This window comes from Kouleothrix sp. 19917 (assembly GCF_057073505.1).
Genome location: NZ_CP097099.1, coordinates 4,605,816 through 4,621,916 on the forward strand (window position 1 = coordinate 4,605,816; position 16,101 = coordinate 4,621,916).

Annotated in this window: 15 protein-coding genes; 3 read left to right on the forward strand and 12 right to left on the reverse strand. The window is 62.0% G+C overall.

Features of this window, described 5'->3' with window-relative positions; translation table 11 throughout:
- Positions 1–22: 22 nt before the first annotated feature.
- The 4 genes from M1P90_RS18730 to M1P90_RS18745 all read right to left on the reverse strand — a co-directional run bounded on the left by M1P90_RS18730 (position 23) and on the right by M1P90_RS18745 (position 2,643).
- A complete protein-coding gene (locus tag M1P90_RS18730; RefSeq protein WP_483696810.1) occupies positions 23–1,144 on the reverse strand; it encodes an ISAs1 family transposase in 1,122 nt (373 codons plus the stop codon).
- 322 nt (positions 1,145–1,466) lie between these two features.
- Positions 1,467–2,120: an SdpI family protein gene (locus M1P90_RS18735; RefSeq protein ID WP_483696811.1), complete on the reverse strand. Its 654-nt coding sequence runs from the start codon at positions 2,118–2,120 to the stop codon at positions 1,467–1,469.
- Positions 2,113–2,400, reverse strand: coding sequence for an autorepressor SdpR family transcription factor (locus M1P90_RS18740; protein ID WP_483696812.1), 288 nt, complete (start codon positions 2,398–2,400; stop codon positions 2,113–2,115). Before M1P90_RS18740 ends, M1P90_RS18735 begins: the two co-directional genes overlap by 8 nt.
- A 39-nt stretch (positions 2,401–2,439) precedes the next feature.
- Positions 2,440–2,643 carry a hypothetical protein gene (locus tag M1P90_RS18745; protein WP_483696813.1) on the reverse strand — a complete coding sequence of 68 codons (204 nt, stop codon included), beginning with the start codon at positions 2,641–2,643 and terminating at the stop codon, positions 2,440–2,442.
- A 171-nt stretch (positions 2,644–2,814) separates the two neighbouring features.
- Here M1P90_RS18745 and M1P90_RS18750 point away from each other — a divergent pair, with 171 nt between their 5' ends.
- A complete protein-coding gene (locus M1P90_RS18750; protein ID WP_483696814.1) occupies positions 2,815–3,546 on the forward strand; it encodes an SDR family oxidoreductase in 732 nt (243 codons plus the stop codon).
- Positions 3,547–3,615: 69 nt separating this feature from the next.
- On the opposite strand, the gene M1P90_RS18755 is transcribed toward M1P90_RS18750, so the two are convergent.
- The 6 genes from M1P90_RS18755 to M1P90_RS18780 form a co-directional block, all read right to left on the reverse strand.
- The gene (locus tag M1P90_RS18755) at positions 3,616–4,035 is read right to left on the reverse strand and encodes a hypothetical protein (RefSeq protein WP_483696815.1); all 420 of its coding nucleotides are present in this window, start codon (positions 4,033–4,035) and stop codon (positions 3,616–3,618) included.
- Positions 4,036–4,142: 107 nt separating this feature from the next.
- Positions 4,143–5,111, reverse strand: coding sequence for a helix-turn-helix domain-containing protein (locus tag M1P90_RS18760; RefSeq protein ID WP_483696816.1), 969 nt, complete (start codon positions 5,109–5,111; stop codon positions 4,143–4,145).
- Between the two features lie 407 nt (positions 5,112–5,518).
- Positions 5,519–6,313 carry an HAD-IIA family hydrolase gene (locus M1P90_RS18765; protein WP_483696817.1) on the reverse strand — a complete coding sequence of 265 codons (795 nt, stop codon included), beginning with the start codon at positions 6,311–6,313 and terminating at the stop codon, positions 5,519–5,521.
- A gap of 20 nt (positions 6,314–6,333) precedes the next feature.
- Positions 6,334–6,813, reverse strand: a complete 480-nt coding sequence (locus M1P90_RS18770; protein WP_483696818.1) for a GNAT family N-acetyltransferase — start codon at positions 6,811–6,813, stop codon at positions 6,334–6,336.
- Between the two features lie 12 nt (positions 6,814–6,825).
- Positions 6,826–8,553, reverse strand: coding sequence for an arginine--tRNA ligase (argS, locus tag M1P90_RS18775; protein ID WP_483696819.1), 1,728 nt, complete (start codon positions 8,551–8,553; stop codon positions 6,826–6,828).
- A 528-nt stretch (positions 8,554–9,081) separates the two neighbouring features.
- Positions 9,082–9,693, reverse strand: a complete 612-nt coding sequence (locus M1P90_RS18780) for an HAD family hydrolase (protein WP_483696821.1) — start codon at positions 9,691–9,693, stop codon at positions 9,082–9,084.
- A gap of 334 nt (positions 9,694–10,027) precedes the next feature.
- Between M1P90_RS18780 and M1P90_RS18785 the strand changes: the two genes are divergently transcribed.
- Both M1P90_RS18785 and M1P90_RS18790 read left to right on the forward strand, forming a co-directional pair.
- Positions 10,028–12,787 (forward strand): sensor histidine kinase, encoded by a 2,760-nt coding sequence (locus tag M1P90_RS18785; protein WP_483696822.1) that lies wholly within the window; start codon positions 10,028–10,030, stop codon positions 12,785–12,787.
- A gap of 14 nt (positions 12,788–12,801) precedes the next feature.
- The gene (locus M1P90_RS18790; protein WP_483696823.1) at positions 12,802–13,998 is read left to right on the forward strand and encodes an ATP-binding response regulator; all 1,197 of its coding nucleotides are present in this window, start codon (positions 12,802–12,804) and stop codon (positions 13,996–13,998) included.
- A 316-nt stretch (positions 13,999–14,314) separates the two neighbouring features.
- Here the strand turns inward: M1P90_RS18790 and M1P90_RS18795 are convergent, their stop codons facing one another.
- On the reverse strand, positions 14,315–15,400 hold the full coding sequence (locus M1P90_RS18795) for a lysylphosphatidylglycerol synthase transmembrane domain-containing protein (protein WP_483696824.1): 1,086 nt from the start codon (positions 15,398–15,400) through the stop codon (positions 14,315–14,317).
- 299 nt (positions 15,401–15,699) lie between these two features.
- Positions 15,700–16,095, reverse strand: coding sequence for a DUF3224 domain-containing protein (locus M1P90_RS18800; RefSeq protein ID WP_483696825.1), 396 nt, complete (start codon positions 16,093–16,095; stop codon positions 15,700–15,702).
- Positions 16,096–16,101 lie beyond the last annotated feature (6 nt).

Here is a 16,101-nt window from a genome sequence, read left to right on the forward strand (position 1 = left end):
GGGCCAACGCATTACAAATGTTCTACAGACGTGGCTCAACCTGAAGCACTTTCATCGCATAGGCATCGTCCCAAGTCGCACGCAGCCGCTTCTGACGTACACTCGCCTTCAACGTCGTTTCCTCGCGCAGCAGGTTCAACACCAAGTGCCGAATAATTGCCAGATTATGCGCTGAGTGACCAATTCGCGCGCGGCTGTCATCGGCGGCAAACACCACATCCAGCACCCAATGCAGCCGGTTTTCGATCCCCCAATGCTGCCGAATGGCGTCTGCAACCCGCTCGGCTCCCAGCGGCAAACTTGATATGTACGAACGTGTCTCCTCGCTTGTCACACCATCACACGTGCGCGTCGAATGCACCCTTACAACCGAGCGCAACTGCGACCAGCGCGCGCGGTCGACGATGCTCTCCACTTGGTCACAGCTGCGATATTCGCGCCGTTCGCTCCGTCCGTGATCTTCCATTGTGATGATGCATCGATCCAGGTGTTCCTCTTCAATCGGCTCGGCAAAGATGCGTGCAATGTCGCGCGCCAGTTGCGGCTGGTTGTCTTTACACGCCAGCACATAGTCACCACCCTGCGCCACAATCTGTTCGGCAATCGCCACCTGGCAGCCCATCGCATCAATCGTCACGATGCAATCGTTGATGTCGAGCAGCGAGAGCAGCAGCGGGATGGCGGTGATCTCATTCGATTTGCTGTTCACGCGAACCTGACCGAGAACCAGGTGATTGGCCGCCGAGAACGCGCTGACGATATGCAGTGGCGACAGGTCGATCGCACGGTCGTGGGTACGACGTTCGGTTTTGCCGTCAATCGCAATCACATCGCCGGGCAGTTTGGCACGAATGGTGTCGACCCAGGCGAGAAAGGCGGATTGGAACGCGGTGGGATTAAGACGCGCAAAGACACGGGCGAAGGTGTCGTGCGACGGAATGCCAGCGGGCAACTCGAGAAACTGCTCCAGCAAGGCGTGTTTGGCGTGGCCATAGGCTTCGATGTCGGTCCAGCCATCAGCACTGCTCAAAACCGCGCAAATGGCAATCGAGATGATGTCGATCAGTTTGTGGTGTTTACAGCGGTCGATACGCGGGTCGGGCAGATCGCCAAAATGGCGAGAAAGCGACGTCGGTAATTCCACCACACACCTCCTGCTGCTGGAAACCATTCAGAGAGGTGATTATAGCATCAGAAACGCGATGGCGAGTTGCTCACTCTGATGCACGAGTGCACGAAAAACAGCATAAAGAACCACATTGCTTTGTTTCGCCCATACTGAAAGCGTTTGACAGACAAAACGTCGTTTTATGCTTCATTCATAATGCGTTGGCCCTGGGCCATCTTCCAGCAACAAGTACCAAAAAATCCACAGATTTCGCAGATTATACAGATAGCGGCAACTTACGAACGTTTATCTGCGAAATCTGCGAAATCTGTGGACTATACCAAACGCCATAAACCTCCTAGCGCCCCGCCGCCCCTTTGCCAAGCTGACGCCACGCGACGTAGGAATAGCCGAACGAAAAGACCAGAATAGCCACCACGCCTGCCATCACAATCGCGGCGGTGGCCGCGAAGGGCAGCAGCAAACCGGCCAGCACAAACACCAGCCCAATCGCCACGAACAGCCGCCCGCCCACGCGATGCGTGCGCCGCCAGACCTCGGGGTCGGCCAAAGTCCAGGGTGTGCGGATGCCCACAAACCAGTTCGGCTTGATGCGCCCCAGCTCGTTGCCCAGCGCCGCAAACAGCAGCCCCACGCCAGCGATCACGATACGCGGGAACGGGATGTTCCAGCCCAGCGCCACGCCAAGCATGCCAGCGTGCAGCAACGCCAAGAACAGCATCAGGATGTTGACAAACAGCTGCAGCGTGCCGCTGAATGCCGCATACGACTCGCGGCGCGGGTCGATGCGCGGCAGCACGAGGATCAGCAGCCAGACGAACAGCGCCAGCACCGGCGTGAAAAGCGCGCCCCAGGGGCGGCTCATTGTGCCGTCGACCTGGCCATCGATGCCCCAGTGGCTGGGAACGGTCGCCGGCAGGCGGCTGTAGACGGCGGCGCTGAACGCCAGCATGGCCACAATCACAATTGGCGCAAGCCATCGATTACGCATGATTATCCTCCCCCACGCGCAGCAACTGCATGATTTCCTGAAGAAATTCCTGCACCACTGTGCTGTTCAGTGAATAGACGATCGTCTGGCCGTTGCGCTCGCTGCGCACCAGGTCGGCATGTTTCAGCACGCTCAGGTGGTGCGAAACGCTCGGCGCGGAAATATCGAAGCGCGCCGCCAGCTCGCCAGCGGTTTTGTCGCCTTCGCCCAGCATCTGCAAAATTTCGCGCCGCTTTGGGTCGGCCAGCGCCTGCAAGGTTCGATTGAGTGATAGTTCCATAGATACTTAGCCAACTGTCTAAATGTCAACTTCAGTATATCATACGTTTTTCGCCGCAACAAGTTGCGCGGTGGGAACTATCTTTTTTTGGCCATGACTTTCGCTCAAGCCGATTTTACGCCTGCGGCGAGCAAGGAAGACGATCTTTTTCTTGTCGCTTTTTTGCGCTACGGCGCAAAAAAGTGACAAGGGCTGTTTCGAGCCGCTGCTGCAAGCGAAAGTCGCGTTGACATCGGTCGTCACAGCTAGGATGGTCTGCGACCCTCCAAACCACCTGCCGAGAAGGTGTAGGAAATGGTCATGCTGCGCGCTCGGGCGCTATTCATCTGCGCAATCTGCGTCATCTACGGATGATTGCTCCATGTCGATTATATTTAGGGAACAAGAAACCGATGCGAATTTGAGGAGGGTGCAATGGATCTGGCAGGAAAAGTAGCCATCGTCACTGGCGGCGGCTCGGGCGTGGGCACGGCGATTGCGGGCCAGCTCGCCGCTGCGGGCGCGAAAGTGGTGATTGTGGGGCGGCGCGCCGAGCAGCTCGACGCCGCGCGCGAGGCGATTGGCGCGGGCGAGGCGGTGCAGGCGCGCTCCGCCGACGTGGCCGACCGCGCGCAGGTGCGGGCGCTGGTCGAGGAAGCGGTGGCCGAGCACGGCGGAGTCGATATTCTGGTGAACAATGCGGGCGTCAACATCCCGGCGCGGCAGCTCGCCCAGCTTGCAGACGAGGATTGGGACCAGCTCTTGCAGGTGAATACCACCGGCTCGTTCAACATGATCCAGGCCGTGCTGCCGCATATGCGCGCGCAAAACTCGGGCCTGATCATCAGCATATCGTCGATTTCCAGCCTGCGCGCCAGCAGCCTGGCCGGCGCGGCCTACAGCGCTTCCAAGCACGCGCTCAACGCGCTGACCTTTGTGGTGGCGCAGGAAGAAGAGCAGAACGGCATTCGCGCCACAGTGATCGCGCCCGGCGACATCAACACGCCGCTGCTCGACAAGCGCCCAAACCCGGTGAGCGCCGAGCACCGCGCGCGCATCCTCCAGCCCGACGATATTGCCGCCACGGTGATGTTTGTCGCTGGCCTGCCCGACCACGTCGCCATTCCCGAGATTGTGATCAAGCCAGTCGGGCAGTCGTTCAGCTAAGGTTTCGCCGGCGCGCCGAATGTGGGGTTTTCCTGCCTGCGCACGGAAAACCCCACCCAGCAGAACAGCCTACGCACGCTTGGCCTGAGGCGATATACCTGCCTTGCTTCTGCGCCAGAAGCAGCAGACCAGGATCACGAATTCAAGCACAATGGTGGTGACGCCCCAGATGCGCGTTTGTGGAGACCCAAACAAAGTTCCCATGATGCTTGCGAGCAGCATCAGCACTGTGCACACAACCACCAGCGCAACGCCCCAGCGCCGCCCGTTCCAGCTACCGTATGCGCCAAGCAGGGCTGCGAGGGAAGTAATGGTTTGCACAATCACCACGGCAAAGGGCGGCCCCTCGCCGGTGCTCGCGATCTGATCCACAGCCGCCGCCCCGCTCATAAGCCCAGGCAGGTCGTAGACGAACAGTTCAACCAGGGCCAGGAATGCAATGATGGCGGCGGCGATCTTGAGCGCGGTCGGTCGGTCCAGACGGTTCATACACGAATCTCCTCGAAGCATAGTTGGCACAGCCAAACAAGCGCGCGAGGGGCGCTGCGCTCCTGAACGGCATGTGCGACACGATTGGCACGCTCACTATAAAGCGATCAATCGGGCTTGTCTTGACTATTCTCGTCAATAGTGTGAATATTCTTGCCACGCGGCAGCAGATCGTGGGGAGCCACGCCAAGGTGGCGCTTGAGGCTGCGCGCAAGGTGGCTGTGGTCGGCAAAACCGGTGGCGTGGGCCACGTGCGCAACACTGAGCGTGCCGCGCTGAAGCAGCATGCGGGCATATTCGATGCGACGCCGCAAGAGATACTGGTGCGGCGCAAGGCCCGTGGCGCGCTTGAACTGGCGCGTAAGCGTGGAAGGGCTGATCTGCGCGGCGCGTGCCAGATCGGTCAGGCCAATCGACTCGCCGATGTTCGCTTCCAGGTAGTCGATCGCGCGCCGAATTGCCGCAGGCATGGCATAGACATGCTCGACGTTCCGCAGCTGAACGCTGGACGATCGGTGCCGCAACAAGTGCAGCGCCAAGGATTGCGACAAACTTTCGGCATACAATCGGCCTACCGGGCCAGGATTGTACAACTCTGCCCGCAGCGCCGCGAAGATCTGCTCAGCAAGCGGATCGCGCGCATTAAAGCGAAATGGCAGATCGAAGCGTGTGGGATCGCCTTTCGCAAACTCGGCGGCTGCGTTCACAAACAGCTCGGGCGAAAGAAACAGATGGCAGACCTGGGCTGCCGCACTGCTATCCCAGTACGAGGTGCCGTGCGGCGGCAGCAGGCTGAAATGCCCAGCCGACGACCATTCGCGGCCCTGGAAGCCTTCATAGCGCGAGCCTAACTGCACGCTTCCGCTCACCGTCAGGCTAATACTGTATGCTCCGAGGCGAACCTCTTCATTGACAATCGAACCACCCGGCATTGGCCCAATCGCCGCCTCATATATCACCAGGTTCTGCCAGTCGCGATCAGCGCTTGCGGCAAGGGAATGATATTCATACACATACATCTGGTTGTGGCGCAGTCGATCAAAAACCTGCACAAGTTCGTGTGTGGCGATTGCCATCCGTGCCATCCTTCTTGGTATTCAAAAGAATCTGCAGAACAGCAAAGAAAACAGCTGCAACTTCAATCGAAGCACCTTTAGGGCAGTAGGTGCTGTTCTCAGCGCGGAAAACGCATACTTTTGGGGAAGCGTTGCGCCAATACGCCCTGTATTGTAGCAGATATCAATGCAACTGCTTGGACAAGAACAGCAGAAACGGGCGAGAACGGCTGCACAAGTGTGTTGGCGAACAGGCACTGGCAACGGAGGGTTTCGAGCCGCCCGCCAAGGCAGACGGCGAAGCTTCGTAAGAAGATCAAACAACTGGGCCACAAAGCGCAGGGAGGGTGCTGAGTTTTATTGCTCAGTGCCCTCCGTGCGCTTTGTGGCTCAACTGATCTGCCGTTTTTCCAATTGCTCAGGCGGCGCTACGCCGCTGGCCAGGCCGCCACCAGCTCGGGCAAGCCGGCGAAGATCGCGTCGGGCGTGATCGGGCCGGCTTCGGCTTCGGCCTGCGTGGAAACGCCGGTCAGCACCAGCGCGGATGCCAGCCCTGCGCCAGCCGCGCCGGCAATATCGGTATCGAGCCGGTCGCCAACGGTGAGGGTGGTGCTGGCTTCAGCGCCCAGAATGTCGATCGCAATCTGAAACATCACTGCGCCGGGCTTGCCGATCACGGTTGGCGCAACATCGGTGGCGGTTTGCAGCAGCGCAATGATCGAGCCAGCGCCCGGCACCAGCCCTTCCTCCACCGGCAGCGTGCGGTCGGCGTTGGTGGCAACATAGCGCGCCCCGGCGCGAATCGCCAGCGTTGCAATCTTCACTTTCTGGTAGGTCAGCTCGGAATCCAGCCCCGACACCACCACCTGCGGGCGGTGCTCGTCGTAGACGAAGTAGCCGTCGCTGAACAGCGCCTCGTGCAGGCCCTTCATGCCCACGTAAAAGGCTGGCGTGCCGCGCGGAAAATCGCGCTCCAGCAGGCGGCGCGTCGCCACCGACGAGGTGATGATCTGCGCGGCGGGAATGTGAATGCCCATGCCAGCCAGCTTGCTTTCGTACTGCGCGGGCGTTAGCGTGGAGTTATTCGTCACGCAGGCGTAGCGAATGCCGCGCTGCGCGCACAGTGCCAGCAAGTCGTTCACGCCGGGCAGCGGCTGTGGGCCGCGATAGATCACGCCGTCCATGTCGAGCAGAATGGTTCGGAAGTGCCCAAGATCAAGCACAGGAACACCTTTCCAGCAGATCAGCGCGGTTCAAGCGTTTTCTGCATGAGCACATTGGTTACTTCGTAGCCCAGCTTGGCATACAGCGCCTGCGCGCCCTGGTTGAGCCCGAAGACGTGCAGGCGAATGGCATGGAGCCCGAGCCCGCGCACCAGCGGCTCCATCGCGAGAAACGCCTGCGAGGCATAGCCACGGCGGCGGTACTGCTGATCGACCAGCAGGTTATACACAAACGCCACGCGCTTGCCGGCAGCTTCGCGCACCGCAAACCAGAGCATGCCGACATTCGTGGCGATATCGGGATCATAGATGGTGAAAAGGTGATGGTCGGGCGTCGCAGCGCCGTTTGGCAGCAGTTCGCCAAACTCAGCCGCCGAGCGCTCGACCGCGCCTTCGGCGGGCCAATCGCCGGCCTGCACATGCTCGTTTGCGTAATCGGGCACTGCAAACGCCAGAAAATCGGCATACTCTGCGTCGGTCATTGGGCGCAGCTCAACCATCACCACTCCTCCCTACATTCGCTCGGGCACGCGCAGGCCCAGCAAGCCCAGGCCGTTATGCAGCGCCTGGGCCGTCGCCGCCACCAGGTGCAGGCGGGCGGCGCGCAGCTCGGGCGTTTCGGCCTTCAGCACCGAGCAATCGCGGTAGAAGCCCGACAGCGCGCGCGCCATTTCGTAGCACCATTCGGCCACGACAAAGGGCGCATAGCGCGCGCCGGCCTCGCGCACCGCGCCGGGCAGCCTGGCCATCTGCTTGAGCGCGGCCTGCTCGGAAGGGTGCTGGAGCAGCGCGGCATTGTAGGGCGGCAGCTCCGGCCCTTCTTCGGCGGCGCGACGCAGGATCGAGCGGCAGCGCGCATACATATACTGAATATAGGGCGCGCTGTTGCCTTCCAGCGCCAGCATGCGGTCCCAATCCAGCGTAATGTTGCGGCGCGGGTCCTGGTACAGGTCGTTATACATCACCGAGCCAACGCCCACGATCTCGGCCACTTCGTCCTTCTCGGCATCGGGCAAGTCGGGGCTGGCCTGCTCGACCACGGCGCGCGCGCGCTGGTGCGCGTCGTTCAGCAGGTCGGCCAGGTAGATCATGTTGCCGCGCCGGGTGGAAAGCGGCTGGCCGTGCTGGTCGAAGATCGTGCCGAACTTGATGTGCTCCAGCTCGACATCCTGCGCGTAGCCCATGGCGCGCACCAGCGCAAAAAGCTGGCGGAAGTGCAGCTCCTGCGGCATGCCGACAACATACAGAATCTGCGCGGGATCGAACTCTTTCAGCCGGAACAGGATCGTCGCGACGTCGCGAGTGTGGTAGAGCGTGCCGCCGTCGCTGCGCTGCAGCAGGAAGGTTGGCAGGCTGCTGCCCAGGTCGACCACCACCGCGCCGCCTTCGTCGCGGTAGGCGACTTTTTTGTCGAGCGCTTCCTGAATCACGCCCGCCAGCATCGGCTCGTAGAAGCTTTCGCCATAGTTGTGGTCGATATGCACGCCCAGGCGGTCGTAGTTGCGCTGGTTGGCGCTCAGCGTCAGGTCGACCATCGACTGCCACAGATCGCGCGCGATCGGGTCGCCCTGCTCGAGCTTCAGCGACCAGGCGCGCGCCTCGTCGTCGAGCGCGGAGTCGGTTTTCGCCATGTTGGCATACTGCGCGTAGAGTTTGTCGATTTGCGCCAGGGCTTCTTCGCCCTCGCCGTCGGGCTTGCCCCAGCGCACAATCGCGGCAATATTCATGCCAAACTGCTTGCCCCAGTCGCCCAAGTGGTTGTCGCCAACCACGTTGTAGCCCAGGAATTTGAAGATGTTGTAGAGCGACTGACCGATGATCGTCGAGCGAATGTGGCCGACGTGCATCAGCTTGGCGACGTTGGGCGACGAGTAGTCGATCACCACGGTTTTGTTGCCGCCCACGCTGTCGCTGCCATAGCGCGGGCCAAGCTCCTCAACTTCTTCGAGCACGGCGTTTGCGAGGCCAGCCGCGTCGAGGCTGAAGTTCAGAAATGGGCCGGCCGCAGCCACCGCGCCGATCAGCGTTTCGGCGGGGGGCTGGATTGCGCCGGCCAGGCTGGCGGCAAGCTGCGGTGGCGGCGTGCCAAGCTGCTTGGCGGCCTTAAAGGTGGGAAAGGCCAGGTCGGCCGGAATATTTGGCTTGGGCGCGGTCAGCTCCACCGCCGCCTCGGGCACCTGCCCGGTGGCAGCGATGGCAGCGCGCACCTGCTGTATAAATCGGTCTAGCGCGTAGTCCATCAGAATCTCCCAGAAATCGCAACAACGGCATCTGCTTGCCGCAAGTATATGCGCAAGCGGGTTGCCGCGCAACCGGATGCGGGAGCCGACGAAGGGCGTATTGCTATACGCCCAGACTCAGAACCGCAGAACCTGCAACTGCATGAGAGTTTAGGGTCTGGGGTTTTGGGATTGAGTCTGCAACCCGCAACCTTCCAACTTTCAAACCTTCAACCGTAAACGCCTTTGCGCCCTTCGCGCTCTTTGCGGTTCATTCTTCTGGTCGGCGACCCGCAACTTTCCAACTTTCAAACCTGCAACCTGCCAACCTTCAACCGTAAACGCCTTTGCGCTCTTTGCGTCCTTTGCGGTTCATTCTTCTGGTCGGCGACCCGCAACCTTCCAACTTTCAAACCTGCAACCTGCCAACCTTTAACCGTAAACGCCTTTGCGCTCTTTGCGCTCTTTGCGGTTCATTCTTCTGGTCGGCGACCTGCAACCTTCCAACTTTCAAACCTGCAACCCGCAAACCCGCAAACCCGCCGTCGCTCAATACGCAACGCCCACCGCGCGCAGGTCGTCGGCCAGCTGTGCGGCATTCTTGAACTGGATCGTATGCATGCCCAGGATGCGCGCCACCTCCACATTCATGGGCCGGTCGTCGATGAACAGGCACTCGTCGGGCGCGCGCTGCGTGATCTGCAAGGCGCGGCGGTAGCACTCGGGCTGCGGCTTCAGCAAGCCCAGGTAGCACGATGTGAAGAAGGCCATAAATCGCTCGCGCAGGCCGAAGCGCGCGATGCGGTACTCGTTCAGCTCACGCGATTCGTTGTTGAGCGTGGCCAGCAGGTAGCGCCCGCTCCCGCGCAGCGCCGACACAATGTCCAGCGTGTCGGTGAACGGCGCGGAAAGCTGCTCGATCGAATCCACAACCGCAGCGGGCGTGAACGGGCGCGGCGCGTAGAACAATGTCCACTGCAAATACTCGTCGAGCGTAAGCTGGCCGCGCTCCAGCGCATCGACCACCTGGCGGTGGCGGCTGTCGAACGCCTCGTAGTCGAAGCCGAAGGCGCGCGCCAATTCCTGGCGCTGCTCGTGATCCCAGCCATTGCTCAGACACACCCCGCCCAGGTCGAAAAAGATCGTTGTGATGGCTGCCATGATCGTGTCCTCAATTCCACTTATCGCCCGCAAAACGGCGAAGTCCGCCAGCGCATCCATATCCGCATAAACTGGGCCAGCGCCCGCCGCAACCCCCCAGCGTAGGCCAGCAAAATGAGAAATCGAATAAGCCGCTGTTAAGAATGAACGCATTTTCACGAATTGTAAACGAACATTCATCTGGCACTCTTGAATCGCCCGCGCAGCGCGTGCTAGGATCGCAACCAGGCAACAAGCTGTTTTCACCGTATCAAAGACGCATACGCGCCATCCCGCCGAGTTCGAACCGCGCTTGCCGCTGTGGCGGCGAGGGTAGCGCGAGCTTTCACTCGACATGGGCAATGGCTTCAGCTGGGCGCGTGCTGCTTGGCTCTGCGCGCTCGGGCAGGCGCAAACGATCATGGGGCTGTTTCGCGGCATTCGTTTAAGCATACGCACCAAAGTGCTGCTGCTGGCGCTGGGCCTGGCGCTGGTGCCGCTTCTGAGCGTCAGCGCGCTGGGGCTTTCCACGCTGCGCACCGCCCGCGACACTGCCACCGACACCAGCATTGCCGCGCTGCGTGAGCAAGCCGAGCAAAACCTCGCCAAGCGCGCCGCCGACAAGGCCAAGCTCTATAACGCCACGCTGGAAGACATTCAGCGCCAGGTCGAAGGCGTGGCCACCAACGTCACCTCACTGCTGGCGGCCAGCCAGGCGCCCAGCAACTCCAGCGGGCGCGTCTGGGTTTCGCCCAACGGCCCCATGCCCGAAGCACTCGCCCAGCACAGCCAGTCGGTTGCGCGCGCGCGCCAGTTCATCCCAATTCTCTCGACGGTGGTGCAGCGCTACCCGCTGCTGAGCCTGGGTTATGTCGCGCTGGACGACGGCGGCGTGATCGCCTTCGACCACGATATTATCGACAACCTGATGCCGCACCGCCCCTTCGATGCGCGCACCCGCCCCTGGTACACCAGCGCCCGCGTGGCCGGCCACACTGTCTGGGTCGATACCTACATCGACGCGAATACCGGCAAGCTCACCACCACCTGCGCCGCGCCATTCTACGACCAGCGCGACAACTTCATGGGCGTAGTTGGCTTCGACCTGCTGCTCGACACGATTCAGCAAGACCTGCTGAAGCTCGATATGGGCGCGGCGGGCTATGCCTTTCTGGTGAATGGTGAAGGGCAGGTGCTGGTGCGGCCCGACCTGCAGGCCAACGGGCAGCGCTGGAACGAGCCATTCAATGGCGAAAACCTGCTCACCACCAACGACGACACCGTGCGCGCCGCCTTTGAGCGCATGGTGCACCACCAGCAGGGCGTCGATCGGCTGATCTACAAGGGCGAAAGTGTCTACCTCGCCTACGCGCCAATCGAAAGCACCGGCTGGAGCGTCGGCATCGTCATTCCCGAAGCCGAGATCATCCGCCCGGCCGCGAACGTGGGCAACGCCATCGCCACCAGCCAGGAGCGCCTGCGTGAGCTGATTGTGGTGGTGGGCATTCTCAGCGTGATAGGCGTGCTAGTGCTGGGCGCGATCTTCTCGTGGCTGCTCACCAGCCCGCTGCTGCAGCTGCAGGGTGGCGCGCAGCGCGTGGCCGCCGGCGACCTGCAATACCGCCTGCCGCAGCCCAGCAACGACGAAATTGGCGATCTGGTGCTGTCGTTCAACGTCATGGCGAACGCGCTGAACCAGAAAGTTGCCGAGCTGGAAGAAAACCTCAGCCAGCTTGCCACGCTGAACACCGTCTCGAATCGCTTCAAAACGATCCTGTCGCTGCCACAGCTGTTTCAGGCCATTCCGCAGGCGCTGTGCGACGAGTTTGGCTTCGAGCGCGCCGTGCTGTATTTGCGCGACGGCTCGCATCTCAATGTCGCCGGCACCGCCTTTGGCGCCGAGCACATCAGCGACGCGGCTGCCTTCATGAACGAAGTCAACGCCCAGCCGATCATGCTCGACAGCCCAACGCTGGAAGCCGATATCGTTCGCAGCGGACAGGCCGTAATTGTGAATAACCCGTGGCAGCACCCGCGCGTGCTTCAGAGCAAGCAGCAGCTTTCGCGCAGCGAATCGTATGTGCAGGTGCCAATTTTCGGCCACGAAAAGCAGGTGATCGGCCTGATCTCGGCCGACTACTACTACAGCGGGCGCGCTGTCAGCCCGCGCGACGCCGCGCAGCTGCTGGCCTACGCCAGCATGGCCGGCCTGACGATTGAAAATGTGCGCCTCTACACCGAGCTTGAGCGCCAGGTCGCGCAGCGCACCACCGAGCTGCGCAACGCGCTCGCGCGCGCTCAGGAAGCCGACCAGCTCAAGGGCCAGTTTCTCGCCGCGATCTCGCACGAGCTGCGCACCCCGTTGAACGCGATCATCGGTTTCTCAACAGTCATGCTCGACGAGCTGGATGGCCCGATTTCGACTATGCAGCGCGAAGACCTGCGCACGATCAACCAGAATGGGCGCTTTCTGCTGCACCTGATTAACGAGCTGCTCGACCTGGCACGCATCGACGCCGGCAAGCTCGAACTCGATCTGGAGACCATCGACCTGCCCAAACTGCTGGGCGAAGTGCTCGACACGGTGGGCGGCCTGCTGCGCAACAAGCCCGTCACGCTGCACGCGCAGATCGAGCCGGGCCTGCCGCTGGCGCGCGCCGACGCGGCCAAAGTGCGCCAGATCGTGCTCAACCTGCTGTCGAACGCCGTGAAGTTCACCGACCGGGGCGCGATCACGCTGTCGGCGCGCTGCGTGATTGCGGCGCACGACTTGCCCGCCGACACGCACGAATCGGCGGTGCGCACCCGCGATGGCCGCTGGGTGAAGCCGTATATCGCAATCAGCGTGCGCGACACCGGCATTGGCATTTCCACCGAGCACCTGCCGCTTATTTTCGAAGAATTCCGCCAGGTGAACACGCGGCGCGGCGAAAAAATGGGCAGCGGCCTGGGTCTTTCGATTGCGCGCAAGCTGGTCGAGGCGCATGGCGGGAATATCTGGGTGGAAAGCCGCATGGGCCAGGGCAGCATGTTTACCTTCACCGTGCCGTGCGCCATCACCGAAACCGACATCGAAGCCGAGCCGCGCGCCATTGCCGTCGGCGAATCGCTATAGAACAGGTCGAAGCCATGCCATCACAGCCATCAATTCTCTATATCGAAGACAATGCCGACAACCAGCGCCTGGTGCGCCGCATTCTCGAATCGCGCGGCTACGACGTGCAGCTCGCCGACGACGGGCCGGATGGCATTGCGCAGGCGCGTGCCTCGCAGCCCACGCTCATCCTGGTCGACATCAATATCCCCGGCCTCGACGGCTACGAAACCACCACGCGCCTGCGCGGCATGACCCACCTGCATGGCGTGCCAATCATCGCCGTGACGGCCGATGGCCGGGCTGGCGCGCGGGCGCGGGCGCTGGTGGCCGGCTGCGATGGCTATATCACCAAGCCGATCGAGCCGCGCCGCCTGATCGAGCAGCTGACCGAGTTCATGGGCGGCAAGCGCGAAGCCCTGCCCCAGGCCGCCGAAGCGCCGCTGCTGCGCGAATACAACCAGAAGCTGGTCGAGCGGCTGGAGCAGCAGGTGCGCGAGCTGAGCGCCGCCAACGCCGAACTGCACGAGCTCGACCAGCTCAAGAGCCAGTTTCTTGCCACGCTCTCGCACGAGCTGCGCACGCCGCTTACGTCCATCCTGGGCTACCTCGAACTGTTCGAGCGCGGCACATTGGGCGCGCTAACCGACACGCAAAGCCAGGCGCTCGACGTGATCACGCGCAATGCCCACACGCTCACGCGCCAACTCAACAACCTGCTGTACCTGCAGGAAGTGCGCTCGGCGCAGCTCAAGCCCACGCCCGTTTCGATCTACGACATTCTGCTGCGGCTGACTGTGGAGCACCACGCGCAGGCCGGCGAGCAGGGCGTGCAGCTCGAAAGCGCGATCCAGCCGGCCCAGCCCTACATCGGCGACATGATTGCGCTGGAGCAGGCCTTTCGCAACCTGATCGAGAATGCGCTAAAGTTCACGCCGGCCGGCGGCCACATTCGCGTGTCGCTGCACGACGACGAGCAGCGCGTGATTGTGCGGATCGAGGACACGGGGATTGGCATGACTGGGGATGCGCTGGAGAAGATTTTCGTGCCGTTCTACCAGGTCGATTCATCGCTGGCGCGACCGCACGCGGGCACCGGGCTGGGTCTGGCAATCGTGAAGCACGTGATTGAGGCGCACGGCGGGCATGTGAGCGTGCGCAGCGTGCCGGGCAAGGGCAGCGTGTTTACGGTGGTGCTGCCGCGCACGGCCAGCAGCCAGGCGCGGGCGTAAGCACCAACCAACGGGAAATTTACCACAGAGGCGCAGAGGCGCGGAGAAGTTAGGGAGAACCGAGCAGTGAGCAGTCGGCTGTTGGCAGGAAACAACGACCGCAACCTGCAAACCTTCCAACCTGCAACCTGCAAACCTGCAAACCTGCCGAACCACGGAACCGCAGAACCGAGAACCGAGCAGTGAGCAGTCGGCTGTTGGCAGGAAACAACGACCGCAACCTGCAAACCTGCCGAACCACGGAACCGCAGAACCGCAGAACTGAGAACCTGTCAACCTTCCAACGCCACTTTCACCCCTTCATCTGGTCATTTTGTCATCGTGTCTCCCCATCTTGTGTCTCCCCATCTCCCTGCCCCGGCGCTTCCTGCTCGGCGGCAGGCGCGGGCATGCGCAGCAGCACACGGTAGCACACTGCCGCGACTGGCAGCATCAGCCAGAAGGCCAGCAGGCGAAACAGCACCGTCGCGCCCAGCGCCGCCTCGATTGGCACGCCCTGCACGCTGAGCGCCACTGCCAGCGCCGCTTCCACCGTGCCGCCGCCAGCCGGCAGCAGCGTGTAGGCGCTCACAATCAGCGAAAGGCCGTAGGCCGCCAGCACCGCCAGCGGCGGCAAGCGCACGCCCAGGGCGTGCAGAATCGCCAGCAGCGCCAGGCTATGGAGCGCAAAGATCAGCAGCTGCAAGCTCACCAGCAGCAGCACGCGCTGTGGCTGTTCCATCACCAGCTGCCGGTTGTGCGCCAGCTCGTCGACCATCTTGCGCACGTGTTCGTCGCTCCACACCCGGCCAAACACGCGCTCCACGCCGCGCTTGATGCGCATAGCCCACAGCAGCATGGTGTCGCGCGGGCGGCTGCCGAGGAACACATACACACCAACCATCAGGCCCACCGTGCTGAAGCCGGTCAGCGACGCGCCCGCAACCGTTTGGTCTGCGGTTGAAAGCAGCACATACACCAGGCCATAGACAAACAAGAGCAGCATCGCGCCGCCCCAGCTCAGCAATTCCAAACTGGCGATCACCGCCACGCTGGTGCCGGGAATATTGCGCCGCCGCAGGCTGGTGGTCAGAAAGGCGTAGCTCGCCACTGTGCCGATTGGCAGTGCCTGGCTGAGCAGCATCGTCACCAGCGCCGCGCCCGAAAGCCACAATGCCGGCGCGCGATAGCCCAGCGCCACCAGCACGCGCCCGTAGATCTGCCCGGCGCACAAGTAGCCCGCCACTACCGCCAGCGCCGCCAGCACCAGCCAGCCTGGGCGGGCGGCGCGCACCAGCTGCCACGCCTCAAACGCTTTGACCTGAATGTGCGGCCAGTTCCGTATGGCAAGCGCGGCGAGCAGCACAAACACCACCGCCGTGAAGATTTGTCCCCAGGGAATTCGTCGTCGTGAAACCGCCATGATCCAACCTTTGCTCAAGGATGCGGCGCGAACGGTTCGCGTTCAAGCTCCATTGACAAAACGCAGCACGTTCGGCAATTTCGCACATGCGGCGCTGTGTGCCTGTAAAGAAACCGCTCCAGCGGCGGTTTGGGGCACGCAGCAAGGCGTTGTAGCAAAGACGCGCCGTATTTTCGAAAGGTTGCAACCGATTACGTGAGAGAAAGGCGAGCCACAGGGCACGCAGCGACCGCACAGAGAAAGCAAAATTCAGTGGCCGCAGTGTATTCTGTGGCTCAAAATGGCCTGTGCTTTTTGCGTTATTCGTCGCCGAGCGTGTAGCTGAATTCGTAGGCGTGCTCACCATCGGCGATCACAATACCCATTGTACCAGATAGACCCGCCAGCTCGCCCGTGCCCGAACCCGGCGCAACGGTGATGGTCAGGCTCTGGCTGTCGGGCGTCATGACGCCATTGTGCACGAGCACAAAGCTGCCGCTGCGCCCCTGCAACGTGCCGGTGACGCGCTCCATGGCAACATATGTGGCCGAGCCGGTTTCGTTGCCGACGCTCAGCATCTCGCCCTGGCTGGTCGCATCCAGATCCCCGAAAAAGCGCTTGTCGATCGAGAGGCGCGCAGTGCTGACCCCATCGGCGGCGGCCTGCGCTTGCGGCTGGAGCTGAACTTCGAAACGGCCCTGAACCTGCGTTGGCATTCTTTT

Bases quoted from the DNA above. Each gene is read 5' to 3' on its own strand.
- M1P90_RS18735 (WP_483696811.1), bottom strand. From the start codon at position 2,120: ATGCGTAATCGATGGCTTGCGCCAATTGTGATTGTGGCCATGCTGGCG.
- M1P90_RS18740 (WP_483696812.1), bottom strand. From the start codon at position 2,400: ATGGAACTATCACTCAATCGAACCTTGCAGGCGCTGGCCGACCCAAAG.
- M1P90_RS18750 (WP_483696814.1), top strand. From the start codon at position 2,815: ATGGATCTGGCAGGAAAAGTAGCCATCGTCACTGGCGGCGGCTCGGGC.
- M1P90_RS18755 (WP_483696815.1), bottom strand. From the start codon at position 4,035: ATGAACCGTCTGGACCGACCGACCGCGCTCAAGATCGCCGCCGCCATC.
- M1P90_RS18760 (WP_483696816.1), bottom strand. From the start codon at position 5,111: ATGGCAATCGCCACACACGAACTTGTGCAGGTTTTTGATCGACTGCGC.
- M1P90_RS18770 (WP_483696818.1), bottom strand. From the start codon at position 6,813: ATGGTTGAGCTGCGCCCAATGACCGACGCAGAGTATGCCGATTTTCTG.
- argS (WP_483696819.1), bottom strand. From the start codon at position 8,553: ATGGACTACGCGCTAGACCGATTTATACAGCAGGTGCGCGCTGCCATC.
- M1P90_RS18780 (WP_483696821.1), bottom strand. From the start codon at position 9,693: ATGGCAGCCATCACAACGATCTTTTTCGACCTGGGCGGGGTGTGTCTG.
- M1P90_RS18785 (WP_483696822.1), top strand. From the start codon at position 10,028: ATGGGCAATGGCTTCAGCTGGGCGCGTGCTGCTTGGCTCTGCGCGCTC.
- M1P90_RS18790 (WP_483696823.1), top strand. From the start codon at position 12,802: ATGCCATCACAGCCATCAATTCTCTATATCGAAGACAATGCCGACAAC.
- M1P90_RS18795 (WP_483696824.1), bottom strand. From the start codon at position 15,400: ATGGCGGTTTCACGACGACGAATTCCCTGGGGACAAATCTTCACGGCG.
- M1P90_RS18800 (WP_483696825.1), bottom strand. From the start codon at position 16,095: ATGCCAACGCAGGTTCAGGGCCGTTTCGAAGTTCAGCTCCAGCCGCAA.